The sequence below is a fragment of the Paenibacillus sp. 1182 genome (assembly GCF_017833915.1).
Lineage (GTDB): Bacteria > Bacillota > Bacilli > Paenibacillales > Paenibacillaceae > Paenibacillus > Paenibacillus polymyxa_D.
On record NZ_JAFICR010000003.1, the window covers coordinates 457,015 to 483,898 of the forward strand.

24 protein-coding genes and 1 pseudogene are annotated in these 26,884 nt (G+C 46.6%); 24 read left to right on the plus strand and 1 reads right to left on the minus strand.

Annotated features, from left to right (window positions below; genetic code table 11):
• Positions 1–8: 8 nt before the first annotated feature.
• Complete coding sequence (locus tag JOD82_RS07810; RefSeq protein ID WP_069010217.1) at positions 9–878, minus strand: DUF421 domain-containing protein; 870 nt, start codon at positions 876–878, stop codon at positions 9–11.
• 272 nt (positions 879–1,150) lie between these two features.
• Between JOD82_RS07810 and JOD82_RS07815 the strand changes: the two genes are divergently transcribed.
• The 24 genes and pseudogenes from JOD82_RS07815 (at position 1,151) to JOD82_RS07925 (ending at position 26,813) form a co-directional block, all read left to right on the plus strand.
• Positions 1,151–1,420, plus strand: a complete 270-nt coding sequence (locus JOD82_RS07815) for a glutaredoxin family protein (protein WP_029519113.1) — start codon at positions 1,151–1,153, stop codon at positions 1,418–1,420.
• A 29-nt stretch (positions 1,421–1,449) separates the two neighbouring features.
• Complete coding sequence (locus JOD82_RS07820) at positions 1,450–2,790, plus strand: LLM class flavin-dependent oxidoreductase (RefSeq protein ID WP_069010216.1); 1,341 nt, start codon at positions 1,450–1,452, stop codon at positions 2,788–2,790.
• 17 nt (positions 2,791–2,807) lie between these two features.
• Positions 2,808–3,338, plus strand: coding sequence for an NADPH-dependent FMN reductase (ssuE, locus tag JOD82_RS07825; RefSeq protein ID WP_069010215.1), 531 nt, complete (start codon positions 2,808–2,810; stop codon positions 3,336–3,338).
• A 107-nt stretch (positions 3,339–3,445) separates the two neighbouring features.
• Positions 3,446–4,336, plus strand: a complete 891-nt coding sequence (locus JOD82_RS07830) for a LysR family transcriptional regulator (RefSeq protein ID WP_029519117.1) — start codon at positions 3,446–3,448, stop codon at positions 4,334–4,336.
• 160 nt (positions 4,337–4,496) lie between these two features.
• Positions 4,497–5,348, plus strand: coding sequence for a transporter substrate-binding domain-containing protein (locus JOD82_RS07835; RefSeq protein ID WP_029519118.1), 852 nt, complete (start codon positions 4,497–4,499; stop codon positions 5,346–5,348).
• Positions 5,349–5,424: 76 nt separating this feature from the next.
• On the plus strand, positions 5,425–6,204 hold the full coding sequence (locus JOD82_RS07840; RefSeq protein WP_069010214.1) for an amino acid ABC transporter permease: 780 nt from the start codon (positions 5,425–5,427) through the stop codon (positions 6,202–6,204).
• On the plus strand, positions 6,201–6,911 hold the full coding sequence (locus JOD82_RS07845; RefSeq protein WP_069010213.1) for an amino acid ABC transporter permease: 711 nt from the start codon (positions 6,201–6,203) through the stop codon (positions 6,909–6,911). Before JOD82_RS07840 ends, JOD82_RS07845 begins: the two co-directional genes overlap by 4 nt.
• Entirely contained in the window at positions 6,908–7,660 is a 753-nt protein-coding gene (locus JOD82_RS07850) for an amino acid ABC transporter ATP-binding protein (RefSeq protein WP_025722945.1), read from the plus strand. The genes JOD82_RS07845 and JOD82_RS07850 overlap by 4 nt, the downstream gene beginning before the upstream one ends.
• 15 nt (positions 7,661–7,675) lie before the next feature.
• A complete protein-coding gene (locus tag JOD82_RS07855; RefSeq protein ID WP_069010212.1) occupies positions 7,676–8,692 on the plus strand; it encodes an LLM class flavin-dependent oxidoreductase in 1,017 nt (338 codons plus the stop codon).
• Positions 8,693–8,748: 56 nt separating this feature from the next.
• The gene (locus JOD82_RS07860) at positions 8,749–9,906 is read left to right on the plus strand and encodes an amidohydrolase (protein ID WP_069010211.1); all 1,158 of its coding nucleotides are present in this window, start codon (positions 8,749–8,751) and stop codon (positions 9,904–9,906) included.
• A pseudogene (locus tag JOD82_RS29595) lies at positions 9,906–10,049 on the plus strand (dockerin); the annotation flags it as partial. The gene JOD82_RS07860 and the pseudogene JOD82_RS29595, both read left to right, overlap by 1 nt.
• 371 nt (positions 10,050–10,420) lie before the next feature.
• Entirely contained in the window at positions 10,421–11,827 is a 1,407-nt protein-coding gene (locus JOD82_RS07865; RefSeq protein ID WP_069010210.1) for a discoidin domain-containing protein, read from the plus strand.
• A 249-nt stretch (positions 11,828–12,076) separates the two neighbouring features.
• The gene (locus JOD82_RS07870; protein WP_069010209.1) at positions 12,077–13,012 is read left to right on the plus strand and encodes an ArsR family transcriptional regulator; all 936 of its coding nucleotides are present in this window, start codon (positions 12,077–12,079) and stop codon (positions 13,010–13,012) included.
• Positions 13,013–13,210: 198 nt separating this feature from the next.
• A complete protein-coding gene (locus JOD82_RS07875; RefSeq protein WP_049817073.1) occupies positions 13,211–14,935 on the plus strand; it encodes an ABC transporter substrate-binding protein in 1,725 nt (574 codons plus the stop codon).
• A 107-nt stretch (positions 14,936–15,042) separates the two neighbouring features.
• Positions 15,043–15,996 (plus strand): ABC transporter permease, encoded by a 954-nt coding sequence (locus JOD82_RS07880; protein WP_029519127.1) that lies wholly within the window; start codon positions 15,043–15,045, stop codon positions 15,994–15,996.
• Between the two features lie 15 nt (positions 15,997–16,011).
• On the plus strand, positions 16,012–16,938 hold the full coding sequence (gene opp4C / locus JOD82_RS07885; RefSeq protein ID WP_029519128.1) for an oligopeptide ABC transporter permease: 927 nt from the start codon (positions 16,012–16,014) through the stop codon (positions 16,936–16,938).
• 13 nt (positions 16,939–16,951) lie between these two features.
• Positions 16,952–17,935, plus strand: coding sequence for an ABC transporter ATP-binding protein (locus JOD82_RS07890; protein WP_069010208.1), 984 nt, complete (start codon positions 16,952–16,954; stop codon positions 17,933–17,935).
• Positions 17,928–18,896: an ABC transporter ATP-binding protein gene (locus JOD82_RS07895; RefSeq protein ID WP_069010207.1), complete on the plus strand. Its 969-nt coding sequence runs from the start codon at positions 17,928–17,930 to the stop codon at positions 18,894–18,896. Before JOD82_RS07890 ends, JOD82_RS07895 begins: the two co-directional genes overlap by 8 nt.
• Before the next feature lie 266 nt (positions 18,897–19,162).
• Positions 19,163–19,432, plus strand: a complete 270-nt coding sequence (gene rpsN / locus JOD82_RS07900; protein WP_029519131.1) for a 30S ribosomal protein S14 — start codon at positions 19,163–19,165, stop codon at positions 19,430–19,432.
• A 249-nt stretch (positions 19,433–19,681) separates the two neighbouring features.
• Positions 19,682–20,674, plus strand: coding sequence for a cation diffusion facilitator family transporter (locus JOD82_RS07905; protein ID WP_029519132.1), 993 nt, complete (start codon positions 19,682–19,684; stop codon positions 20,672–20,674).
• A gap of 208 nt (positions 20,675–20,882) precedes the next feature.
• Complete coding sequence (locus JOD82_RS07910; protein WP_029519133.1) at positions 20,883–22,787, plus strand: heparinase II/III domain-containing protein; 1,905 nt, start codon at positions 20,883–20,885, stop codon at positions 22,785–22,787.
• Between the two features lie 28 nt (positions 22,788–22,815).
• Positions 22,816–24,726, plus strand: a complete 1,911-nt coding sequence (locus JOD82_RS07915) for a glycosyl hydrolase (protein WP_069010206.1) — start codon at positions 22,816–22,818, stop codon at positions 24,724–24,726.
• A 56-nt stretch (positions 24,727–24,782) separates the two neighbouring features.
• Positions 24,783–25,919 (plus strand): glycoside hydrolase family 88 protein, encoded by a 1,137-nt coding sequence (locus JOD82_RS07920; protein ID WP_069010205.1) that lies wholly within the window; start codon positions 24,783–24,785, stop codon positions 25,917–25,919.
• A gap of 399 nt (positions 25,920–26,318) precedes the next feature.
• A complete protein-coding gene (locus tag JOD82_RS07925; protein WP_029519136.1) occupies positions 26,319–26,813 on the plus strand; it encodes an RDD family protein in 495 nt (164 codons plus the stop codon).
• The last annotated feature ends 71 nt before the right edge of the window (positions 26,814–26,884 follow it).

Consider the following 26,884-nt stretch of genomic DNA (forward strand, 5'->3'; position numbering starts at 1 on the left):
GTATGTGCTCAGGACTTAGATGAATTTACCGGCTGCATTTCCTGGATAGCTTCCTTCAAGTTGTGTGAGCATAGCTCATACAACTGTTTCCTTTGCTGTTCGCTGGAATTCGTAGCCAGTTTTTGCAGCTCGGTTGTACATTGCTGCAGCAGCGTCAGCACAGCTTGATTCGAATCCTGTGCCTTGGACATCTGTACATTATCACTGTATGGGTCAATATATAGCTCCCCTTGCGTGTCCACCTGCGCGAAAAACACATCTTTGACCGTCAGGCTCTTTTCCTTTAGCTTGGCATCCAGCCATTGTTGAGTAATCCCCATATATGCCATTTGTTGCTCCATAAGTTGTCCATCCATAATGACTGCTGTGGGTTCCTTCTCCGGTAGCTGAAACATATTCAAATCTTTAAGCGTCACAGGCTGCTTGTCTTTGGTTAACAGCACATTGACTTCGCCACTGGTTTCCATGAGAGCAAATTCTACATCAGATACTTTGAATACATTCTTGCTTCGTAGCTGCTCCATGAGTTCATCCAGGGTGAGCCGTTCCTTTCTCAGATTATCCTCTAAAATTTTGCCGTCTTTGATCAGGATTGTTGTCCTTCCATCTGTTATATCTCTGATTTTCTTGCTTTTAATTTGCAAATATTCAATGCCAAGTGTTGTCAGTACCCATACTGACAAGGCTATGAGGCCTAGATACCAGGTGGATTCACGCTCCATAGGAATGGTAGCAGCCAGGTTACCTATCGTGATTCCTGTTATATATTCGAACAAGGAAAGCTGGGATACCTGACGTTTTCCAAGAATTTTGGTGATTAAAAATAATATAGCGACAGCCATTAATGTGCGTATAGCAACCTCGGCCCAATCCTGCATTTACTCAACCCCATTTCATTTCGCCACAAGGGCGCTACTATTCCAAGGATATCCGCGTCAAGGCACATTTAAACTCCAATTCCCCTAAATTTAAATAACTGAGCTACCAATAAACCGATTAAATACGATATAAGATTAAAATTTTCTATCGTTGAATTAGCAATGTCTATTACACAAGCGATTGACGGAAAAGGGTCGGCAGGATACATTATAAATATAATCCTTATTTAATTCATCGGAATTATAAACATTAAGCTCACGGAGGTATGTATATGTCGTCCAAACCTAAAGTTGTATTGTGGAGCAAAACCGGCTGTCATTTTTGTGGAGAGATCAAATCGTACCTGGAATCCCAAAATCAGCCGTATGAAAATATCCAAGTGGACGGAAATGATGCGCTGCGTGACGTGCTGGAAACCAAATATGGTGTTCGTTATGTTCCTGTCGTCGAAGTAGGCGGGGATAACAAATATGAAGCCCTGCTCAACCCGGATCTGGAAGAGTTGGGTAAAGTGCTGGAAAGTTACAATCAAGTGGTATAACAATCATGTTCAAGAGAGGTGGAAGAGTTATGGCTAAGAATAAACAAATTAAATTTGGTGCGATTATTCACGGCGTTGGGGGAAGCATGACGACTTGGCGTCACCCTGAAGTACCTGCGGACGCGAGTGTTAACTTTGAATTTTATAAAACGCAGGCGCAAAAGGCAGAGGAAGGAAAGTTCGACCTCGTATTTATCGCAGATGGCCTGTTCATTAACGAAAAATCCATTCCTCACTTTCTGAACCGTTTTGAGCCAATTACGATTTTGTCTGCTTTGGCTGGAGTGACGAAGCATATCGGACTGGTTGGCACATTGTCGACTTCCTATAGCGAACCGTTCACGGTAGCACGCCAGTTTTCTTCCATTGATCATATTAGCGGAGGTCGTGCAGGCTGGAATGTGGTGACTTCCCCGCTGGAAGGCTCTGCCCTTAACTTTAGCAAAGGCGAGCACCCGTCGCATCCGCAGCGCTATAAAATTGCAGAGGAATATTTACAGGTTACGAAAGGACTGTGGGACTCGTGGGAAGCGGATGCGTTCGTTCGTGATAAGGAAGCTGGAGTATTTTTTGATCCTGAAAAGCTGCATACATTGAACCATAAAGGTGAGTTTTTCTCTGTGCAGGGTCCGCTGAACATTGGACGATCCAAGCAGGGACAGCCGGTTATTTTCCAGGCAGGTTCCTCCGAGGATGGCAAAAACCTGGCCGCTAAGGAAGCGGATGCTGTATTTACAGGACATGAAACGTTAGAGGAAGCGCAGCAGTTTTATCGTGATGTGAAAGAACGTGCGGTACGCTATGGTAGATCCGAAGAGGATATTGTCATTTTGCCGGGCATATCGCCGATTATTGGCAATACAACGGAGGAAGCGGAACGTAAGTATGAAGAGATCACTAATCTGGTGACGATTGAGGCTGCGCTAAAATATTTGGGACGTTTCTTCGATCATCATGATTTCTCACAATATCTGCTGGATGAGCCATTCCCTGAGCTTGATGGTATTGGCAGCAATGCGTTCCGCAGCGGTACAGATAAAATCAAACGAGTAGCCAAGGAACAAAACTTGACCTTACGCGAGGTTGCGTTGCGTTCAGCTACACCGAGAACCTCTTTTATCGGAACCGCTGAGCAGGTGGCGGATCGAGTGCAGGAGTGGTTTGATAGAAAAGGAGCAGACGGATTCATTATTGGTTCTGATGTACCATCGGGTCTGCATGACTTCATAAATCTGGTTGTGCCTATTTTGCAGGAACGCGGTGTGTACCGTCAGGATTATGAATTTAGCACACTGCGTGAAAACTTGGGCGTGCCTATACCTGAGAACCGCTACACAGCGGCCAGATCCAAAGTGAAGGTTGACGCATAACAGAAGGAGGAAAAAATATGTCCAAGGTTGTCATCCTATCAGGCAGTCCGTCTACACAATCCCGTTTATACGGCTTGATTCACTATACAACGGAGCAGTTGCAGCAGGCTGGAGCGGAGGTCACATTACTGAATGTGGTCGACTTGCCAGCGGAGGATCTAGTCACAGCTAACTTTAACAGCCCCGACATCACAGCATCACTTGCGCTGATTGCAGCAGCGGATGCCGTTATTGTGGCTTCTCCAGTCTATAAGGCGTCCTATTCAGGACTATTGAAAATATTCCTGGATTTGGTTCCGCAGGAGGGGCTAAGAGGGAAACCTGTCTTGCCTTTATTTATCGGAGGTACACTGGCTCACCTGCTGGTCATTGACTATGCGTTGAAGCCGGTTATTAATGCACTGGGCGGAAGACATATTCTTGGCGGGGTGTATGCAGTGGATCAGTGGGTCGAGCGTCTGCCAGATGGAGCATACGGGTTGTCCGAAGAATTGGTTGCACGGTTGGAACGTTCTGTTAAAGAACTAAATGAGCTATTAAAATTATAGATATTTTCAATATTTCCATTGACAGGTCGTTCAGTGAGTTTTATGATACAAAAAACCAAGTTAACTTATTTGATAAATGTATATAAAACTTACTGGGGGACTTGCGTATGAATATCGAGAATATGGAAGCCTTTGTATACGTGAATCATTATGGGAGCTTTAATAAGGCGGCAGAAGCCTTGTTCTTGTCCCAGCCCTCTGTTACAGCCCGGATTCAGACGCTAGAGCGCGAGCTAGAATGTAAGCTGTTCGACCGTCAAAGCAAGCAAACGGTTCTGACGGAGTATGGACGAAAGTTTCTTCCTTATGCGGAGCAGATGCTTCAGGTGCTGCAAAAAGGGAAGCAAAAGCTCCAACAGCGTAAGAAAGCCCCTCAACAAATTCGAATTGGCTGCACGATATCGGTGTCGAACTACATTATTCCAGAGATATTAAAGCAGCTTCGTGCCCGTTATCCAGAGGTTAACTACAAAATTGTGACGGCAACGACGGATCAACTGGTACATAAACTGTTGAACCGTGAGGTAGACATTAGTTTTGTCCGTAAAGTGATGCATCCGGCTATCCGTACGCTTGCTTTTTATGAAGATCCGATTTCCCTGTATGTATACGACGGCCATCCGTTTATGAAGACAGGAAAGGCCAGCATACAGGATATTCAACGTGAAACACTGGTGTTTTTTGAATGCGGATCACTAGATTGGATGAGAATTCATCGCGCTTTTGAATCACTGGAGCAGCCACCAGACATTGCTTTTCAGGTAGACAATGTGGTCACGGCCAAAAAGCTGGTATTGGAAGAAGCGGGTATTGCCTTCTTGCCAGATGTCTGTGTGAACCGTGAAGTAAAAGATCAGAAACTGTTCCGTATCCATGTTCCAGAGATAGCTAGGGTGTCGATGCAGATTAGCATAATTGCGACCAAAGAAGACTGTGCAGTAACCTCAGATTTTGCAGATGCACTGACAGAAGGTTTCCGGAGTGCTGTTTTGTTATAGAAAAGTTCTATAGCTTGGTGGATTGACGTATAGGTATCCAGGTGTTAAATTAATCACATCCTAAAACCGATTAAACTTATAGGAATTATGTATGATAGAATGTTATAGCTACCATGTATGTCGCAAACTGCTGATATACAAAGAGATGAGGGGGGTTCATATGAAAAAGTGGTTTGCAATATTGTCTGTTATGGCAATCATCCTGGTGTTGGCAGGCTGCGGTTCCTCAGATAACGCGTCCAGTGCGTCAGGTTCAAGCGGAGACGTGAAAAAAATTATCGTAGGCACAGGTACTCAATTCAAAAATGTATGCTTTATTGACGAAAACGGAAATTTAACAGGTTTTGATGTGGAACTGATCAAGGAGCTGGACAAGCGCCTACCTCAATACGAATTTGAATTCAAAACGATGGACTTTGGAAATTTGCTGCTAAGTCTCGATGCCGGCAAGATTGATCTGGTATCGCATCAAATGGAAAAAAACCCGGAGCGTGAAGCCAAGTATCTGTTCAACAAAAATCCATATAGCATTTTTCTGAACAGAGTCGCTGTAGCGAAGGATAACAATACCATTCATTCCATTGATGATTTGAAAGGGAAAAAGGTACTTACCAGCCCAACCAGTAATGCGGCGTATGTGCTAAAAGAATATAACAAAAACCATGGAGATGCCCTGAATATCGTTTATACGAGTGGTGCGGCCAATGATACGGTGCAACAAATTACGAGTGGCCGTATAGATGCTACCGTTACGACAGACTTTGCGAACCGTTTTAACACCGATGAAAAAGGAGAAGTAGCTCTGAAAACCGTGGGTGATCCTTTGACTCAATCGGATGTACTGTATGTACTGAATAAAAATGAGCAAGGATTGGCGGATGACCTGGACAAAGCCATTCAGGAAGTGAAGGACGACGGTACGCTGTCGAAGCTGAGCATTAAATGGCTTGGAGAGGATTTCACGAAGTCTCTGGAAGATGTGAAAAAGGAAGGTAACAGCAGTAAAAAGTAAGGATAGACTTGGACATTTCAGCGGTCAGGGTACTCTATGTATTCTGACCGCTGATGTATAGAAAGGAGGCAGGCATATGAGCAGAGAGTTCAATATTGACTATGTTTTTAGCTTTATCCCGAAAATGCTGTCTTACTTACACATCACCTTGTTTATTGTAGCAAGCTCGCTTGTATTGGGGCTTATCATTGGTCTGTTGGTTGCGCTGCCTCGCATGTATAACATTCCATTTCTCAAACGTGTTTCTCAGGTGTATGTTTCCTTTTTTCGCGGAACACCTATTCTAATCCAATTGTTTCTGGTGTATTACGGCCTGCCAGAGCTACTAAAGCTGGTAGATATCAATTCCTCCAGATGGGATGTGCTGTGGTTTGCTGTAGCGACCTACGCGCTCAATAGTGGAGCCTTTATTTCCGAAATTATCAGGTCAGGGGTAGAGGCAGTAGATCGAGGACAAATCGAGGCTGCGCAGTCCGTCGGCATGTCAGGCTATCAGACCTTCACACGTATCATAATGCCGCAAGCGCTGGCTGTGGTGATTCCGGTATTTTCCAATCTGGTGATTGGCAATCTGAAGGATACTTCGCTGGCATTTACAATCGGAGCGATGGAGATGACAGGGAAATCACAGACATTAGGGTCGGCTACCCAGCATTTTGTTGAAACCTATATCGCGTTATCCCTTATCTATCTGGTGATCAGTCTGATTTTACAAAAATTGTTCAAGATGCTGGAAAATACGCTTCTCCGGCATGAGCATCGGGATGCAGTGCAGAAAGAACCCGAAGAACGAAAAAGTTTTGTGGTGCGCTACTTGAGAAGTCCCCGTCTGAGTAAAGGAGGTAAAGGCATATGAGTCTGGACTTTGGATTTGTATACACCGCCTTTTTAGGATTGTTTTCTGCGCTGCCCAACACTTTAATCATTACAGTGGTTTCCGTACTGGCAGGGTTGATCATCGGGATTATAACGGCGTTGGCACGAATTTATAACGTTCCTGTGCTGTCGCAAATCTCTCACGGTTACGTTACTTTTATCCGAGGCACACCGATGCTGATGCATTTGCTGCTTATTTATTTCAGTTTGCCCTTGTTAATTGATGCAGGAGCAAAGCATTTCGGCTGGCCACTGCAATCCAAAGATGTTCCGTATATGGTATTTGCACTCATTTCGTTTTCCATTACCAGTGGCGCGTATATGTCTGAGGTCGTCCGTTCTGGAATTCAATCGGTCAACAAGGGACAAATCGAGGCAGCTTATGCTGTCGGTATGACGACGTGGCAAGTACTGAGACGGATTGTATTTCCGCAAGCGTTCGTGGTGAGTTTGCCAAATCTGACGAATTCCGTTATTGGGATGCTTCATGGCTCTACCTTGGCCTTCACGGTTTCGGTCACAGAAATCCAGGCACAGGCTGAAATTCTGGCATCTACCAACTGGAAATATTTAGAGGTATATATCGCAGCTGCACTGCTATTTTGGGGCTTGACGGTATTGATTGAACGAATATCCGGCTTGCTGGAGAAAAAAATCAATGTGTTTAATGGAGGTCGAGCATCATGATCCGTCTGCAAAATATAACGAAGTCGTTCGGCAAACATGAAGTGCTCAAAGGCATTGATTTGACCGTGAACAAAGGCGAGGTCGTCGTTATTTTAGGCCCGAGCGGTTCAGGTAAAACGACTCTGCTGCGCTGCATTAATTATCTGGAAAAGCCGAATGATGGGGAAGTGAGCATTGGCGATTTTACAGTGAACTGCAAGCGACCTGCGAAGAAGGATGTTTTGGCTCTACGTCAAAAGACGGCCATGGTTTTTCAGCAATACAATTTGTTCAAGCATAAAACAGCACTGGAAAATGTCATGGAGGGACTTGTCGTAGTCCGTAAGGTCAAGCAGGAGGAAGCGAAAAAAATTAGCATTGAAGTGCTGGAAAAGGTCGGTCTGGGTGAAAAGCTGAATCATTATCCAAGCCAGCTATCCGGCGGGCAGCAGCAGCGTGTCGGCATAGCGCGTGCTTTGGCGCTGAACCCGGAAGTGATTTTGTTCGATGAGCCGACTTCGGCGCTGGACCCTGAATTGGTGGGTGAGGTGCTGTCGGTGATCCGCAAGATTGCGAAGGAAGGCATTACGATGATTGTCGTTACACATGAAATGGGCTTTGCGCGTGATGTTTCAAATCATGTGGTATTTATGGATGGCGGTCATATTATCGAGGAAGGTACACCGGACGACATTTTTAACCACCCCAAAGAGGAACGTACCAAACAATTCCTGAAACGGATTACACCGGAATATAACTATTCAATTTAGACGGGAGAGGAAGACATGGGTATCAAAATCGGAGTATTGGATCAAAGCCCTATACACGAGGGGGAAACAGCAGCGCAGGCCCTTCGTAATACGATTAAGCTAGCACAGCGTGTAGAGGAATTGGGGTTTACGCGCTTCTGGGTATCAGAGCATCACGATTCCGAGCAGGTTGCGGGCTCTTCGCCAGAGGTACTCATTTCCCATTTGCTGGCACGCACTGAGCGTATTAAAGTCGGTTCTGGTGGAGTGATGCTTCAGCATTATAGCCCTTATAAAGTAGCTGAAAACTTTAATGTACTGTCCTCTCTTGCACCGGGTCGCGTAGATTTGGGAATCGGACGAGCGCCGGGCGGGCTGCCGAAATCCACACAGGCGTTACAGCGAAACGTTCATGACGCGCCTTCTCTCGAAGAAAAAATTGATGAAGTAAGCCGCTATATTCACAATATTCCGTCTGAAGAAGGACCGTTAGCCGGGTTACAGGCGAATCCGATTCCAGAAACACCAGCGGATATTTATGTTTTGGGTACAAGTATAGACAGTGCTGGAATTGCTGCGCGCTTGGGGTTGCCCTACGTTTTCTCGCAATTTATCAATAGTAATGAGCAGGTTGCATTGGATTCATTCCGTACGTATCGGGAGTCTTTCGATTATAGTTATGGACGTGAGCCGAAAGCTCTTTTTGCGCTTTCTGTCATCGTAGCGGACACTTCCGAGGAAGCTGCAGAGTTAGCAGGTGAGCACAAGCTGTACAAAATTCATCTGGCCAGTGGCAAGACGGCTACGGTGGGTACGCTGGAAAGTGCAGAAGAGTTTGGCAAGCAATCGGGTGAAGAATATACAATAGAAGCTACACAAGCGCAAATTAACAAAGGGAATAAAGACGAAATCTATGCTGCGCTGACGGAAATTCAAGCGAAGTATCAGGTCGATGAGCTGATCGTTACGACAGGAATAAGGGATATACACAAGCGCGTGCGCTCGTTCGAGTTGTTGTATGAAGCTTTTGCCGGATTGCCTGTGCAGTCCTAGATGTTGTTGGTCTGAGAGAATTGTAACTATTTTGCGTTCACGAAGGAGGAATAGGGATGAGTGGATCAACCGGGACGAAGGAGCAGGTTTTGGAGCAGAAGCTGGTGGACATTCGCCGCCATCTTCATCGAAATCCCGAGCTATCTAACGAGGAGGTTGAAACTACCGCCTTTATCCGTGGTCTGCTGGAAGAACAGAACATAACGATTTTGGATGTGCCGCTGCGTACCGGATTAGTGGCGGAAATCGGTGGACGGCAGGAGGGACCAACTGTCGCGCTTCGTGCAGACATTGATGCGTTGCCTATTCAGGAGGAAACGGGATTGCCTTATGCTTCGGTGCATCCGGGCAAGATGCATGCCTGTGGGCATGATTTTCATACCGCGTCCTTGTTGGGAGCAGCCATACTGCTGAAGCAGCGAGAGCAGGAGCTGAAAGGCACGGTTCGACTGGTGTTCCAGCCAGCTGAGGAAAAGGCTAAAGGCGCTGTCCAAGTGTTGGACAGCGGTGCGTTGGAAGGGGTGCAGGCCATATTTGGCCTGCATAACAAGCCGGACCTGCCCGTAGGCACGGTCGGCATCAAAGAAGGTTCGCTAATGGCAGCGGCGGATGGTTTTTACATCGAGGTGGAGGGTCTGAGCACACATGCTGCAGTGCCGCATGCAGGGATTGACCCCATCGTGGTATCGTCACATATCATTACGGCGCTGCAATCCATTGTGAGTCGGAGCATTAATCCGCTGGATAGCGCGGTCATTAGCGTCACGAAGCTGCATAGTGGCAATGCCTGGAACATCATTCCAGACCGCGCCCATTTGGACGGAACAATTCGCACATTTGACGAGAATATTCGCGCTCAGGTGACTGAACGGTTCGAGCAGGTCGTAAAAGGTGTTGCCGATGCTTTCGGCACGAAAGCAACCATCCGCTGGATCGAGGGTCCGCCACCTGTGCTGAATGACGGTAAGTTGGCCGCCATCGCGGAAGAGGCGGCGGAAGCGGTCGGTCTGGATGTCGTTCGTCCCATACCATCCTCGGCGAGCGAAGATTTTGGGTTTTATCAGAAGAACATCCCAGGTGTATTTGTCTTTGTCGGCACTGCGGGAAGCCAGGAATGGCATCATCCTGCCTTTGATTTGGACGAACGTGCGTTGCCGGGAACAGCGAAGCTACTGGCTTCACTGGCTGAATCGGCATTGAAATCCATAAAGTAGAGCATGAGCCTAGGGGTGGTTTTCCTGTGCCAACTATTATGTGGGCCGGAACTTCTCCCAAAATAACAGAGTGGGATACCTGGATGTTGCGTTATACCTGGAGCCAAGTCAAGAAGGATACTACTCGTTTTCCTACCCGCTAAAAAATGCTAGAGTAGTGTGAAAAAGCTTATAAATAGAGCCGTTTATTCCAAAATCAAATTCTGTGATGGAATTGATTCAGTGAATAAACGGTTTTTTCATTTTATAAAATACCAGTTTTGTGCATGCCAAAGAGTAAGTATATGTCCCAAAATACGATTAAAAATCCTAATTTAAATCATTAAGGAAAATATTGACGATGCAATAATCCAGTGATAATATGATTTGTGATTATTTACAAAAAACGACAAGGAGGATTGATAGTGTACTCTTGATCTCCTAGATTAGTTCGCAAACACGAAAAGAGAGCTGATAGAGATCATCGTTTCAGGAAAACTACTGCAATAATACAAATGGATATGGAGGTACATACATGTTGAACAGAAAAGGAATGATGGCTTCTTTTTCAGTAGTCATTGCTAGTTTATTACTGATGGGAAACGCTAGTTTTGTATCAGCGGATTCTCATCTAAACCGGAATTCTGTGGTTGCGGCAACGAGTGATTCGACATTGGCTGATATGCCAGCTTATCTCAAATCATCGGTGGAATGGGTTTGGAAGAATAGAATGCTGACCGAAGGCTCGACGGCTCGTAAAAATACGATTTTTGATCAAATTTTTGCGGGAAAAGGGACTCTTAATTATGTTATACGCTGGCAATCTTCTAAGCCCGTTACACTGAAGCAACGCCAAGATATTGCTAAAATGATAGATCGGCAGATGAACCATTGGACAGATCATCTTCAAGGATATGACGGCTGGCCTTATAAGAATATTAAAGTAAAAGTGGTAGGCTGGGCTGTTGCCGATCCTTCACTGCTCCTAGACAAGCAGCCTGACGAGGTCATTTATACGGATACCATTCTAGATACACTAGCTTCTGAAAAACCGGAAATTCCCGCTGCACTTCCCGTTGCGCCTAATGAAATATCCCGATTTGAGCATTTTTCGGACCCAAACTATTCTTATCCGGGTGGATTGGATAAACGCTTTGATATGTATCTCTGGGCCACAGAAAATTTTGACGGGGGAGCCGGCGGCGACTGGGGACAGCGTATGAATGATGAATACGTTCTGAGTACGGTGAATTCGGATGAGATTGAGATTACTGAACATGAAATTGGGCATGGATTTGGATTAAACGATTTTTATGAAGAACATGAGCGTCCACCAGGTGGATTCCCAACGAACACCATTATGTGGGCCGGTAATTCCGATCATATCACCGACTGGGATATCTGGATGCTGCGTTATACCTGGAGTCAGCTCAAAAAAGATACTTCCCGTTTCCCAATCACGGCTAAAGACGACGATGGCCCAATTGAAACAGATCCTGATAAAATCGTGAACATAGCACCTGCGGCAACGGCTAGCAGCTCCTATACTTCATCTTGGGAAAATGTAAGCGCGCTAAACGATGGATTTGAACCTGCTAATTCTAATGATCGAAGTCATGCCGTGTATGGTAACTGGCCTGAGACAGGTACACAATGGGTTCAATATGATTTTGATCAAGAGTATACGGTGTCTCAAACGGATGTCTATTGGTTCCAAGATGGCGCTGGCATTGATGTTCCTAAGTCTTACAAGATTAAGTATTGGAATGGTCGCAGCTGGTCTAATGTCAAGCAGGCTAATGGATTGGGTACTTCGGCAGACCAGTATAATACGACTACTTTTACGCCTGTAAAAACAACGAAATTAAGAATTGAAATGGTATCCAAAGGTTCAGCATCCACAGGAATATTAGAGTGGAAAGTAGCAGCTAACAAACTTTAAACATCATATTATTTGTCCAAAGGTTGTCTCCTGCGATATTTGTGGGAGACAACCTTTTCTAATTCATAGCTGAACAGTTAGGGTCTGATGAGATCAGGCTTTTTTTGCGCTTTGATTATGATGCTTATTACGTTCATATTTGTATCTGTGTTTTGCTAAACTCTCGTAGAAAGGGACACTAAGAATGAACGGGTGTACGATAGTATGTATAATGGACATCAGACATGAAAGAAAAGAGGACAGAAAGCGATGAGTCATGACGTGAATGCTCCTTACGATGTACATGTAGCATATGGACCGGTGTTTGAGTTGCTCAGCAGCTTACACACCTTTATTTGCCGCAAGGCGTACAAGAAGACCGATTTATCAGCCGGGTGGGCGGAGCAAGTGCGTGGAACGCTGTCTCCAGGTTTGTCCGAATTGCTGGAGTCCATGGAAATCAATGCAGATTGGAAGATCTTTTATGGACTCGTCTGTATGCTTTCTGATCAGGGGAAGGTTGAAGAGGTCGTAGACCGTCTGGAGAACCGGACTGTACAGGAATTAAATGAACAGGCATCAGCCTATGGAATCCCGCTGCCTGACGACATGGAGAAGCTTCGCAAACTTGCTTTGCAACTGCTATCTGGCTGGGACGAAGAGTATTTTCGCCATGTGGATATAAGTATTCTAAGCGGTCTGGAACAAGAAGCTGAACGAAGAAATAAGGAGAAGGGCATATATAGCTCTATGGAGTGGGTGGATCGTACCACTAATGGCTTCCTGTTCGAGCCTTCCGAAGGACTGACGCGCGTGTTGCTGGTGCCTCAATACCATTTTCAGCCGATAAATATTATTTATCGATTTGGGTCGCTCCTGTTGTGCCATTACTCGGCAGGAATTTATGTTCAGGAGGACGATTTTTTATCCCCACAGGAATATCGAATGATCCGAAGCTTGGGGGAGAAGAGCAGGCTTAGGATTTTAAAATATTTGTATCAAAGCCAGTCTCCACGAACCTTTATTGAGATTGTCCGTCATCTCAAGCTGTCCAAGGGAATCACGCACGACCATATTTTTAAGCTCCGGGCCTCCGGCTTCATTCATGCACATTTTGATGGAGAAACATTACTCGGATATAGCGCACGGCTTTCGGCTGTGGATGAAATGCATCGGAGCATTTTTGGCTATATGGAGCGAAATTAGGCTGCACGCACCCGTCAGACTTTAACACTTTAAACAAATAGACGTCGATCATTTGGAATCCAGATGAGTTGACGTCTTTTTTTTACATAAAAAATGTAGTTCTCCCTTTACAGAACCCCAATAAATTCCTATAATGAGGTTTATCTTCTTAATCACAACTTGTTCTATCGGAATTTAATAATTTAACTCGGGGGGATTATGTTGAAAAAGAGTATTATTTTACTTAGCAGTCTACTTCTGGCGAGCTCTATTTTGCTGGCGGCTTGCTCTAACGGTGGACCGGACAGCTCCAACAATGCTACTGCCCAAAATAATGGGGACACACAGACAGCTACTACAACGCAGCCATTAACAAGTTTGGTAAAGGCCTCTGATATGTCCAAATTGCCGGAAGTGTCCAAAAAGAGAAGCGACACGATTATTGTGGGTCTGACTGACCCAGCCGGGGTGTTTACTCCGTATTTTAACCAAAGCGGCTATGACGGCAACGTGATTTCGCAATTGTGGACTCCGCTGGTCACAGTAGACGAGAAGGGGCTTCCGCTGCCCAATCTGGCTAAGAGCTGGGATATTTCTAAAGATAATCTAACGTATACATTTCATCTGGTTCCCGGTACTAAATTCAGTGATGGCTCCCCTTTGACAGCAGAAGATGTCGCTTTTACTTGGACGTTGATCTATGACAAAGCCTATCCTGGCGACAGTCAAATCCGAAAGCTGAACATTAAAGGCGGCAACGCCTATACGGAAGGCAAGGCAAAACAAATTGCAGGAATCAAGGTAATTGATGCGCAGACCATTTCTGCGACGTTGGAAAAACCTAACGCGTTGGCTCTGCCGATTCTGGGTGAATATGTACTGTCCAAAGCCTACTACGGCAAGGATTATAAGTTTGGACAGCTGGATTATTTTAAGAATCTACATAGTAGTCCTCTGGGGAATGGGGCTTATAAGCTGGAAAAATTTATTCCGGGGCAAGAAGTTCGTCTGGAGGCGAATGATCACTTTTTCAAAGGCAAGCCGAAAACACAGCATTTCATTTACAAAACAGCAGAAGGCGATGCTTGGCAGTTTATTGAAACGGGCGATACCGACTTTGCATCCTTCACCGCAACTCAGGAAAATATTGACAAACTGAAAGGGCTTGGCTTTTTAAACATTTTGCCGTATACCCCTAGCACTTACGGATATTTGCAAGTAAATCTAGAAAATGAAAAGCTTAAGGATAAAAAGGTTCGTCAAGCATTGACCTATGGACTAGATCGGAAAAGTATTTATGTCGACGCAGCTCAGGGAGCAGGGGCAGTCGCAAACATTCCAGCTTCCCCAATATTCTGGTCTTACACGACCGAAGGAATCAATCCATACAACTACGACCCGGAGCAAGCGAAAAAGTTGCTGGATGAAGCGGGTTGGGTGGAAGGTAGTGACGGTATCCGTGAGAAAAACGGACAGAAGCTGACCATTCACCTGCTGACCTCTAAACGTCCAGAAACAGACACCTTTATTGCGCTTGCGGCTGAAAATTACAAAGCGATTGGTGTTGACCTTCAGCCGGAAATCTTTGCAGACTTTAATGCAATGGTAGCCAAAGTAGAAGGTAAAGATTATGATCTCGCCGCCTTCTCGACAGGCATGCTGACAGATCCATCGGATGGAATCGAGCAATTCGTTAATGGAGAAGTCAAGGGATATAACAATCCAAAGGTAAAAGAGCTATATGAAAAAGGCTTGTCTACGACGAATATGGAAGAACGCAAGAAAATATATAAAGAATTATATGTGCTGCTAAACGATGAACTGCCCGTTATTTTTACCAACTATAAGAAGACGGTGTATGCCTACAATGGTCGGATGGAACATGTAAAGGTCAGTCCGTTCATTGGCTTGTCTGGTAATCTGTTCGAATGGTCCCTTAAATAAGCCACATTTGCGGGCCCCTTGTGAAGAACATCAGGTTCGGATCAAGGGGCCTCCCAAATGGGGGAAACGTAATGAGTAGCCTGACCTTGAATTGAAAGGAGTCTGTCATGAGCTCGTTTTTAACGAAAAGACTGACGTATATGGTTATTATTTTGTTGGCCGCATCGATGATGATTTTTTTCCTGTATGCCATGACACCGGGAGATTTCATTAGCGGCAATCTGAAGCTGTCGCCAGAGAGAAAGGCGGAGCTGAGGGAAATTTACGGCCTAAATAAGCCTATTCTTGAACGCTATGGAAATTGGCTAGGCAATGCGCTGCATGGCAATTTTGGCTATTCGCTTGCCCAGCAGAAGCCGGTGCTGACCTTATTTAATGAATATATCTGGAACTCGTTTTTGCTGGCCGTTATATCGACCTTCCTGACCTGGTTTATCGCGGTCATTATTGGTGTGGTTGCTGCTTATAAGCAGTATTCATGGTTTGATACTTTGGTAATGGTAATGATTTTCGCTGCCATGTCTGTGCCCTCTTTTTTTATCGGACTGTATCTGATTAAAATCGCAGCGGTTGACCTGAAGTGGTTGCCACCCGGTGGCATGCTCAATACGGGCAGTAACGCTACAGGTATGGAGTATGTGAAGGAGGTTCTCCAGCATATGACCTTGCCAGTGATCGTTATGACGCTGCTGGGACTGGGGTCGTTGACCCGCTACTTCCGTAGCAATATGATCGACGTGATCCAGCAGGATTATATACGCACAGCCCGTGCAAAGGGCTTAAAGGAAAGAAAGGTACTTTTTACGCACGCATTGAGAAATGCATTACTGCCTGCCATTACGCTCGTTGGCTTCGAATTACCTGCGCTGTTTGGCGGGTCCCTGATTATTGAAAAGATTTTTAATTGGCCGGGGATCGGTCAGTTGTACATGCAATCCTTTTCGCTCCGGGATTATCCGCTACTTATGGGCTTTACGATGCTAATTGCCATATTGAGCGTGATCGGGACACTGTTGTCCGATATTTTGTATCGCATCGCGGACCCGCGTGTGAAAGTGTAAGAAGGGGGCTAAGGAATGTCATCCGTGAGCAGTAATTTGAGCAAGAGCAACGGCAGACTGCAAGCAACTGTTAAATCTTCAATGTGGCAGCAAGCGCTCCGGCAGCTGTTCAGAAACAAGCTTGCTATGGCTGGTCTGCTCGTCGTGGTATTTATGTTTTTGCTCTGTTTTATCGGCCCGCTATTTTCTCCTTATTCCGATAATAAAACAAATATATTAATGATGAACAAGGCGCCAAATATCCATCACTGGTTAGGAACAGACAAGCTGGGACGGGATGTGCTGACACGTGTGATGCAGGCAGGTCAAATTTCTCTTACCGTGGGTTTGGCTTCCATGGTATTGTCAGTCTTTTTGGGGGCTACGCTGGGGGTCATATCCGCATATTTTCGCGGGATTGCAGATCAGATTATTATGCGCGTTGCTGATTTGCTGCTGACAATTCCCAGTTTGCCCCTGCTATTTATTATGGGCGCGCTGCTATCTGATTGGAAGGTTCCACCCGATCAACGGATGTATATTGTCATGCTGATGCTTAGTCTGGTCAACTGGCCGGGGATTGCACGGATGGTGAGGGGCCAGATGCTTAGTTTGCGGGAACGTGAATTTATGCAAGCCGCGACGGTACTGGGACTCTCGAATCGTCGAAAGCTGTTCAAGCATCTGCTGCCGAATATTTTACCGTTGTTGATCGTTATCGCTACATTGAATATTGGCGGAGCTATCTTGAGTGAATCTGTACTCAGCTTCTTTGGCCTTGGCGTGCTACCCACGACACCAACTTGGGGCAATATGATTGATGCCGCTAACAATGTGCTGGATTTTCAGCAACGACCGTGGTTGTGGATACCGCCAGGACTGTCTATTTTTGCTACAGTCATCGCTATTAATATTTTTGGTGACGGGCTGCGGGATGTACTTGACCCGAAACATAAGAGGTAGGTGATCATACACCATGGACAATTTACTTTCCATTGAACATTTAAGCACTCATTTTTATACAGAAGAAGGAACGGTTAAAGCGGTGGATGATATCAGCTTCCGTGTGAAGCCGGGGGAAACGGTATGCATTGTCGGTGAATCGGGCTGCGGCAAAAGTATTACCGCGATGTCGATCATGGGTCTCATCCAGAGTCCTGGTGGTAAAGTGGCAGGCGGAAGCATCCGTTTTGAGGAAACCGATCTGCTAGAGCTTAGCAGAAATGAGATGCGCACGATTCGCGGGCATGAAATATCCATGATCTTTCAGGAGCCGATGTCTTCATTGAATCCAGTCATGACCATTGGTGAACAGCTATCCGAACCACTGATTGAGCATTTGAAAATAGGCCGTAAGGAAGCTCGTAAGCGAGCACTGGAGCTGATCGAACAGGTCGGTATATCCCGGCCGGAGCAGATTTTAAAAAGCTATCCGCATGAACTGAGCGGAGGAATGCTGCAGCGCATTATGATTGCCATTGCTGTTTCTTGCAGTCCCAAGCTGCTTATCGCGGATGAGCCAACCACGGCGCTGGATGTAACGATTCAGGCGCAGATTCTCGATATGCTGCGTGAATTTAAAGCCCAATCCAATATGTCGCTCATGCTAATCACTCATGATCTGGGTGTTGTCGCCGAAATGGCTGATTACGTCATAGTGATGTATGCAGGCAAGATCGTCGAGGAAGGCGAGGTGGTACAGCTGTTCAATCATCCCAAGCATCCTTATACACAGGGGTTACTAAAGTCCAAACCGGTGCTTAATCAGCGCCAAGAGGAACTGTATTCCATCCCCGGGCAGGTACCTAATCCGCTGGAGCTGACGACTTCCTGTTATTTTCACGACCGCTGTGGGTATTGCATGGACATTTGCCGTATAAAAGAGCCTACATTAAAAGAAGTTTCAGCTCAGCAGAAAGCATCCTGCTGGCTATATGAGGAGGCGGTTGTTCATGGCTGAGCCATTGTTGGAAATAGACCGCTTAAAAACATACTTTCCCGTGAAGTCCGGGTTTATGAACCGTACTTCAGGACATGTGCGGGCGGTAGACGATATCAGCTTTACAATCCGTCAGGGTGAAACCTTCGGGTTGGTAGGGGAATCGGGGAGCGGTAAAAGCACGGTGGGCCGCACGATTGTTAGATTGACGGATAAAACGGACGGTACCGTAAAATACAAAGGGGTGGATCTGCACAGCTTGTCTGCCAAAGCGATGCAGGAGCTTCGTCCTAAAATTCAGCTGATCTTTCAAGACCCGTATAGCTCGCTGAATCCCCGTGTACGGATTGGTGATGCCATTGGTGAGGCGCTACTGGATCACGGTATAGCTACCAAAGAGGAGGTCCGGCAGATTGTGCTGGACGTGCTCAAGCTATGTGGATTGTCCGAATATCATATCGACCGTTTCCCCCATGAATTTTCGGGAGGTCAACGTCAACGGATCGGCATTGCCCGAGCGTTGGCGCTTCAGCCGGATCTAATTATCGCTGATGAGCCGGTATCAGCGCTGGATGTGTCCATACAGGCGCAGATTATTAACCTATTCGCCAAATTGCAGGCCGAACGGGGTTTGACATATTTGTTCATCTCGCATGATTTGAGCGTGGTGGAACATTTGTGTTCCCGTATTGGCGTGATGTATCTAGGCTCTATGGTCGAAACAGCTTCGCGTGACGAGTTATTCGGCAATCCGCTGCATCCGTATACGAAGGCGTTGCTGTCGGCTGTGCCTATTCCGGTGCCGAAGTTGAAAAGAGAACGAATTTTGCTCAAGGGGGATATTCCTAGTCCGGTTAATCCGCCTTCGGGCTGCAAATTCCATACTCGCTGCCCCTTTGCCATCGGGCGTTGTTCTAAAGAGATTCCACTCTATCGTGAGGCACGTCCAGATCACTGGGTAGCTTGCCATTTGGCTGAATGAACAGAGCTAGTCAACAAATTTTAAAGCCGTTGAAACGGCAGACCGATCACAAGAGTGAAAGGGGTCTACTGTTTCAACGGCTTTTTAATGTTGTTGTGATTCAAACCGCTTGGGTTGACAACACGCTTGGAGCAGCGTTATATTAAATAGTAATCGTAATTATTACTATTTATGGCGTGAAATCATGTTCATATCCGTGTTCATCAATCTCGTGGTAGTGATGGTGAACCTTCATGATTGGCATATAACACAAGGAGGAGCTTTACATGGCCAAGAAGTCAAAAGTCGTAAAAGAGAAGAAACGCCAGGAAATTGTAGCTAAATATGCGGACCTGAGACGTGAATTGAAAGCAAAAGGGGACTACGAAGCTTTGCAAAAGCTTCCGCGTGACTCATCTCCAACACGCCTGAAAAGCCGTTGTGAGCTGACAGGAAGACCCAGAGGATACTTGCGCAAATTCAAGCTGTCTCGTATAGCGTTCCGCGAGTTGGCACATCAAGGCCAAATTCCAGGCATTACGAAATCAAGCTGGTAAACAGGCACTTATGTTGATCGCCAGCGCATGTAGATTATCTGTGTTGTTAACTTGAGGGTATGTCTGATAGAAGGCTGTAACGGGAATGCTTCATGTCGTAGGGTGACATGGGGCATTCCTTTTCCATGGAAAATATTATCGTTTGTATTGATTCTCCTCAGCTGGTTAGGTAGAATATGGACGGGTTAAAAATAATACATAACAAACGATGATATAACAGATTATGTATACCTCAGGAGGAGCTACAAGATGGAAGTGAAACAGAAAGAGGACTCCTTTTGGAGTATGGTCAAAAAAGGAAACAAATCTTCGGGCTCGGCGGCGTTAGGTAATACTGGCATTGCCTTGATTAAGGGGATTGCTTTTGCCTTGACAGGTAGTGGTTCTATGTTTGCTACGATGATGCATTCCATTGCGGATGCAGTGAATCAAATGTTTGTGTTCGCGGGCAGTGTACTAGCAGAGAAAAAACCGACAAAACGCTTTCCTACCGGCTTTGGACGGGTGATTAACCTGTTCTGTATGGTTGCTGTTATTGTCGTAACGATCATGGCCTATGAAACCGCATTGGAAGGCATTCATTTGCTTCAGCATCCGGCTGAATCTACACATGGATTTTGGATTAATGTAGTAGTGCTGATTTTGTCACTAGTGGTGGACGGATTTGTATGGAGCAAAGCGATGAAAGAAGTGCTGCATGAATCCAGAGTAGAAGCGAAGGGGCTAAGCATTTTCACCACTGCGTTCCGCCACGTGGGGCGTGCTGCACCGCCAACCCGTCTGGTATTTTATGAAGATTTGGTAGCAACAACGGGGGGAGTACTCGCCCTGCTAGCAGTGGTGGTCACATCGCTGACCGATTTTAAACTGTTGGACGGTATTTCAAGTATTCTCATCGGTTGTCTGATGGTCGGTGTTGCTTTCCGGGTCGGTTACGACAACATGGTAGGTTTGATCGGTGTATCTGCTCCTCCTGATATCGAAGAACGTGTGGCTTCCATTATTCTAGCAGACACACATGTTACGGATATTTATCAAATGCGTATTTTGCAGGAAGGACGCTACTATCACGTGGAAGGGTTGATTGAGCTTACACCGGGCATGACGCTGGCAGATGCTGACGATATTAAATTTAGAGTCGAGGACGCTTTGCTACGTGATCCTAATATCTCAGATGCAGCACTGGGTATTCTGGAGGATGACGGAATTAAAAACTGGAAACCAGAAAAGCCAAAGGTCTAGAAACGATAAATCCAGGCCAATCTGGACTCAGTCTGGCAAAAGAGTAGAACAAGAACTTCCATGACTACAGCAACGTGGCGTGGAGGTTCTTTTGTGTTTTGCGGTATTGTTTTTCTACCCCTTTGAATTTAGGATGATTGTTAGATACAATGAAAGCGTTAACAAAAAAGAGGGTGAAACGAATGCTTCTCATGGGGAGGAAAGGCAAATGAGTCTTCTGAGGGAGGCTTGGCCTGCTTCGCGGCTCGTTAAGGCGCTGGCTGGTAGTATGCAGGATTCAGCAAGGCAACGGTTAAGGAGTAATTGGACAAAAAGGCTGCGGACGACTGTCTCTGAGCCGATATACGCCGAGTTTTGGAAGGATATTGAGCGTGCCTGTAAAGATAATCGGGAAACATCATGGCCTGAACTGCCGTTGTCTCTGTTTCGGGAATTTGCTAATACAGGGGAGCGCAAACCGTATGAGGATGTGTACTTTGGACGGCGTGGACGACTGGTTGCTATAGTGCTGGAAGCGGTTGTCAAGCCGGAGCCTCGAAAGATAAAAGCGGTGGAAAGCGGTCTGCTGGACATATGCAGCGAGTACACCTGGGCGCTTCCTGCACATGTCAATGAAGAGGACACAGTAACACCGCCTTGGCAGCAGGTGGATTTATTCACGTCCGAAACAGCACAAATGCTGGTTGAAATTTTATTGCTGCTAGGAGAACAACTGGCTAGCCATGTGGTCGCTCAGGTGCACGAAGAGATCGAACGTCGTGTACTGGAACCCGTTTTTTGGCAGCCTCGTCATTTTGGATGGGAAACCGCAGATCATAACTGGTCGGCAGTATGTGCTTCGGGTTGTGGAATTGCAGCATTGCTGCTGGTAGAAGATGACTTTTCCAGAGCGGTAGCCATCGAGAGCATGCTGGGCGCACTGGATTGTTTTTTGGCAGGCTACAGTGAGGACGGGGGATGCCCCGAAGGCGTAGGATACTGGGTGTACGGCTTTGGTTATTTCATTTATTTTGCCGATATGCTGCGTGAGTTTACCGAAGGAGCAGTGGATATTCTGAACTCGGAAAAGATTAGGCAAATCGCAGCCTTTGCAGAGCGGGTTCATCTGTCGGATGGCATTTTTGCTAATTATTCGGACAGTAGTGAAACGGAACGTTTGCCTTCCGGACTCATCTCTCATTTGAATTCATTGCAAGAACGACCATCTACACTCCCTTTCTGCGTACCTGGTCTGTTGGAAGACCCCTGTCGCCGCTGGGCTCATGTATTGCGTAATCTGGTCTGGACGAATCCTTTGGCATTTGGGAGCGGTGAGACCGTTGCCAATTATTTGCCGCAACTTGGTTGGCTGATGTGCCGCAGCCGCAGTTCCAGCCATAGTGGATATGGAAGCCAAAAGGGTGAATCAGGTATCATGCTTGCATTTTCAGCGAAGGCTGGGCATAACAATGAACCGCACAATCATAACGATCTTGGACACTTCATCCTTCATGGTGGTGGCGAAAATCTATTGTGTGATCTGGGAGCAGGCTTATACACGAAGGCCTATTTTTCACCGGGAAGAGAGTCGATTATCAATATCTCCTCCGGAGGTCACTCCGTGCCTGTCATCAATGGGACTATGCAGCAATCGGGCGCAAAGGCAAAGGCGGTTGTACTGGATATTGCTTTGGATGAGCAGGAGGAGGTACAGCCAGGCACAAGACTTAAGCTTGATTTGACATCTGCTTATCCCGTAGAAGAATTGGCAGTCTTCACCCGCTCCTTCACATGGACTGTGCTGGAGGGAAGCAAGGGAGCAAGGCTTACCGTCACAGATCATTTTGAGTTTGAAACGTCTGGCGTTAGCATGAAGTCATGGGATGTGGAGGAGCTTTTCATCAGCCGCATTCAGCCTAATCTGGGAGCAAACTTCGTGGAATGGAAGGGAACGAGCGCGGTCGTCAGGCTAGATTATGATGCCAGCGTGCTGCGGGCGGGGGTGGAGGCTGTGAAGCACATAGATCATGACGGAGTTCCCTTTGTGTTTTATAAAACATCGCTGCAGCTGGGCTCCAATCACTGGAACGGTTCTGCAAGCGTAGATTGCAATCTGTTTTTTACCATACATTAATTTTCATTTTGAATGGGAGGCAGACAGGATGAATAAGCTGCAGACAGGCAGCGCGTACCCTTGGCAGACGGAACTGGAGAGATTTATAGAACAGGTGGAAAGCGCACCGAACCAAGTGAATGACGGATGGACTCACCAACATAAGCTGGCCGTGCTGGAAAAGCTGGTTCGCGCATATGCCCTGCATCAGGATGAATCTGGAGCTATCATTGACCTCCATTCTGAAAGTGAACGGTACTACTCCACCCCGTCCTATGCGTTCGCTGCGGCGGTATTGGTCAAAGAAGGCCGGCATGATTTACTGGAATCTGCTGCTGCGGCCTTGACGCATAGCATAGCTTGTGTAGTGGAGGAAAAAGCGCCCGATCACCACCCAGACTTTTTTCCAATTATGATGATGGGAGCGTATCGGCTCCTTAAAAATTTGCTGCCAGAACAAGCCACGGCATGGAAGCAACAACTGAGCAGAATTCAGCCGGAGCAGACCTACATTTTTACGATGAGCAAAATGAAAAACCCGAACCGGATGATCAACTGGAATGCAATTATGATTTCCGGCGAGTTTTTGCGTGCAGCGGAAGGAATTGCAGCCGATTCGGAATGGATGGAGAAGTATATCCGAAGCTACCATTTGCCTCGTTTTACCGGTTTGGGCCTGTATCAGGATGGACCGCTGGATCGGCCCAATAGCCCATTTGCCTACGATATCGTTACACGCTTCCATCTGGGCGTGATGCTGGAGAATGGATATGATGGCAGCTGCGCACTCGAACTGCGTGACCACCTTCGCAGGGGGGCGCTCAGCACATTACTGGCGCTATCCCCGCACGGGGAAATTCCGCCGCGTGGAAGAAGCGCGCAGCATCAGTGGAACGAAGCGGCTGCTGCCTTTGTCTTTACAACACATGCTCAGCAGGCTATTACGGCAGGAGAGCATGGGCTTGCAGGTGCGTTCCGACGGGCAGCAGATCTATGCTGGCAAGCAATTAGCCGTTGGCAGACCGATGACGGCAAGCTGCATATCGTCCGCAACCATTATTCGTCCGAGGCACGGCATGGCTTTGAGGTGTATTCAAATCATACCTGCTACAGTCTGTGGACGGCGGCTGTGCTGGCCCACACCCTTCTATATGGGGAGGAGATGGATCGCATTTCTCCAACCTTCATCCCGGCGGAAATCGGCAGCCGGGTGTTGGCAACGGATGGCTGGTTCCAGACTGTCATTGCAGCCGTAGAGGGGCAGCAAATGCTTGTGCAAACATCGGTCAACGACCCGTATAATGTTCCGGGCATCGTGCGTATTCAGCAGTCTGCGCTGCCGTCGCTGATCGGTCCGTCCTCAGCAGGTCATGCAGACCGCGGCTTTACAGGCTTCGCGGAGGGAGATATTTTCCCGCTGAGCTATACCCCGGCCTGGCAAACGGAGGACGGAAAGTGGCACAGCTTGTCGGAAGGCATTCCCGGTACGTTGGAGTTCGACCGGGATGGAGGGATTGACCCGCAGGATGGCGGAGGAACCGTACAGCTGGAACAAAGCTCAGCGTCTGACGGAGCAACGGATTTCACTCTCTTGTGGGAAGGTCCATTCCCGGGAGTGAGGGAAATCCGAACGCATTATCGTCAGGTACCTGGCAAAATTGAAGTGGCGTATGAGATTCAAGGCAATATTCAGAATGTAGGGGCACTTATTCCCTTAATGGCATATGACGGTCGGGAGCGCAGCGTAATTCATCATGTCATGTCAGCCGGGAAAGAAACGGAAAGCATTCGAGTAGAATACGCAGGCGCAAGCCTCGAAGTTATCCCGACGACGGAAGGAACGAACGTGGTATGGCCGGAAGAATTAGCTTCAGTAGCCTGTCGGAATGGTTTACTTAAGGGAGCGCGTCTGGAATATGAAGGCAACCGCATTTCCTTTATCATTCGGTTACCTGAATAGTTAGAGCTGGAGCCATGAATATGGTTTAACATGTGGAAAAAGGAGAGGGAAAAGAAATGACGAAAGCAGAAGCGTGGCTGGAGCAATCGTGGGATCTGGCTTTGGATAAGACCCTTGCCTTAGCGGCAAGACTGGGGGACGCTTTTCCACATGTTGCTGAGGGTGGACGTTATGATAATCGTGAAGAAGCGTGGTGGACAGCAGGCTTTTATCCGGGGCTACTGTGGCTGACCAATCGGGCGCGTCCTGACAGTGTGGCTGCCGGGATTGCACAGCGGTGCGAGGGTCGTTTGGAAAAAATACTCTATAATAGCGAAGCTGTAGACCATGATCTTGGCTTTATTTGGCTGCTCAGCGGTGTAGCCGCCCATCGGCTGACCGGAGATTCAGAGTCCAGAAGGCGAGGGTTGTTGGCTGCCAATCTGCTGGTTGCCCGTTTTAACGTGAATGGCCGTTTTATTCGCGCATGGAACTTCTCCTCGAAGGACATGGATACACGGGGCGTTGCGATTATAGATAGTATGATGAATCTGCCCTTGCTTTATTGGGCTTCGGAGGTAAGCAGAGATCCGCGTTTTGCCGCTCTCGCTGTGCAGCATGCAGATACCGTAGCACGTGAATTTGTCCGCTCGGACGGTTCTATCGCACATGTGGTCGAATTCGATCCGGAGATTGGAAAAAAGGTCGCCGAGCATGGTGGACAGGGATTTGCTCCCGGTTCTGCTTGGGCACGTGGCACGGCTTGGGCATTGTATGGTTTTACGCTTTCGTATGGGTACACGCGCGATTCGCGTTATTTGAAGGTGGCCGAGAACACGGCTGATTTTTTCCTGTCCCAACTGAGCGATGCTTGCCTGCCTGTGTGGGATTTTAGAGCAGAAGAAGAGCACCGAGGGGCATGGGATTCATCGGCTGCGGCGATTGCAGCCAGTGGTTTGCTAGAGCTGGCAAAATATTCGACACGTGCGGAGCATTTTACAGAAGCTGCAGAATCTATACTCAAGGGCTTGCATCATACGTGTACGGCGTGGGGCGAGGAGCATGAGGGATTGCTGATGAATGGGACTGTACATTATCCTGAGCAAAAATACATCAACGTTCCCATTATCTATGGCGATTATTTCTTTGTCGAGGCATTGGCAAAGCTGCGCGGTGAAGAAGGTTTGTTTAGTGTTGAATGCAAAAAAATATAGTGAGTAAGATGGTCGGGAACAAGCTCATTCGAGCTGAGCTGTTGCTTGTCAAATCCACAGAGTAATAGTGAGGCAGCGTGTATGTAATCTCATTTACATATGCGCTGTTTTTTTATGCACAAAAAAAGACTTTATTTAATTCGATGCCAAAGTACTACTTATAGAGGGGGAAGAGATTGTAGCTGCGCTTATTTTGTACCCAATCAAAGAAAAATCATTGTATATAAAGCTCTTAATTCCTATAAAATTTTCATTTTGATGCATGGAAATAGGTCCTTTTACTTGTTTAAGAGTATTTATTCGTAAATTGACAATATAGGTAGGTAACCGTATGATATCATCTTGTGTAAAGGAATAAACTGGATTTTAAATATCATTTCAAAAGGAGTTATACATATCATGACAGGAACAAGTGATACTGAAAGACGGATGTACGGAGGATTCTGGATAAGAACAGCCGCGTTTTTGATTGATTTGATCATCCTTACTGGCATAGTCCTTTTAGTAGGGGGAGCAATTAACATTATCCCAGATCTTCTGGGTATAAAGGAGACGGGTTTCATACAAGTGCTGCTTATGGTTTGGCCGCTGATCTTATGGCTCGTAGTACCATGGCTTTACTGTGTGTTATGGGAATCATCGAAGGTAAGAGCAACACCGGGTAAGCTTGTGTTCTCTTTAATTGTTGTAGACAAGGAAGGAAAGCGTCTTGGATTCTTGCATGCCTCAGGACGTTATTGGATTAAAGCCGTTTCTTTTGTGATTTTACGTCTTATATATATTGTGGTCGCTTTTACTGCGAAGAAACAGGGAGTCCACGATCTTTGTACCAATACCTTTGTTGTACATAAAAAAGAGTTGCAGCGATACAATCAGCAATCGTCTTTTCTGTAAGTACGGAGGAGATCACCGATTATTAAGGAAAGCTTAGTAGTCTTTGATTTTCAAAATAATGGGGGAACATG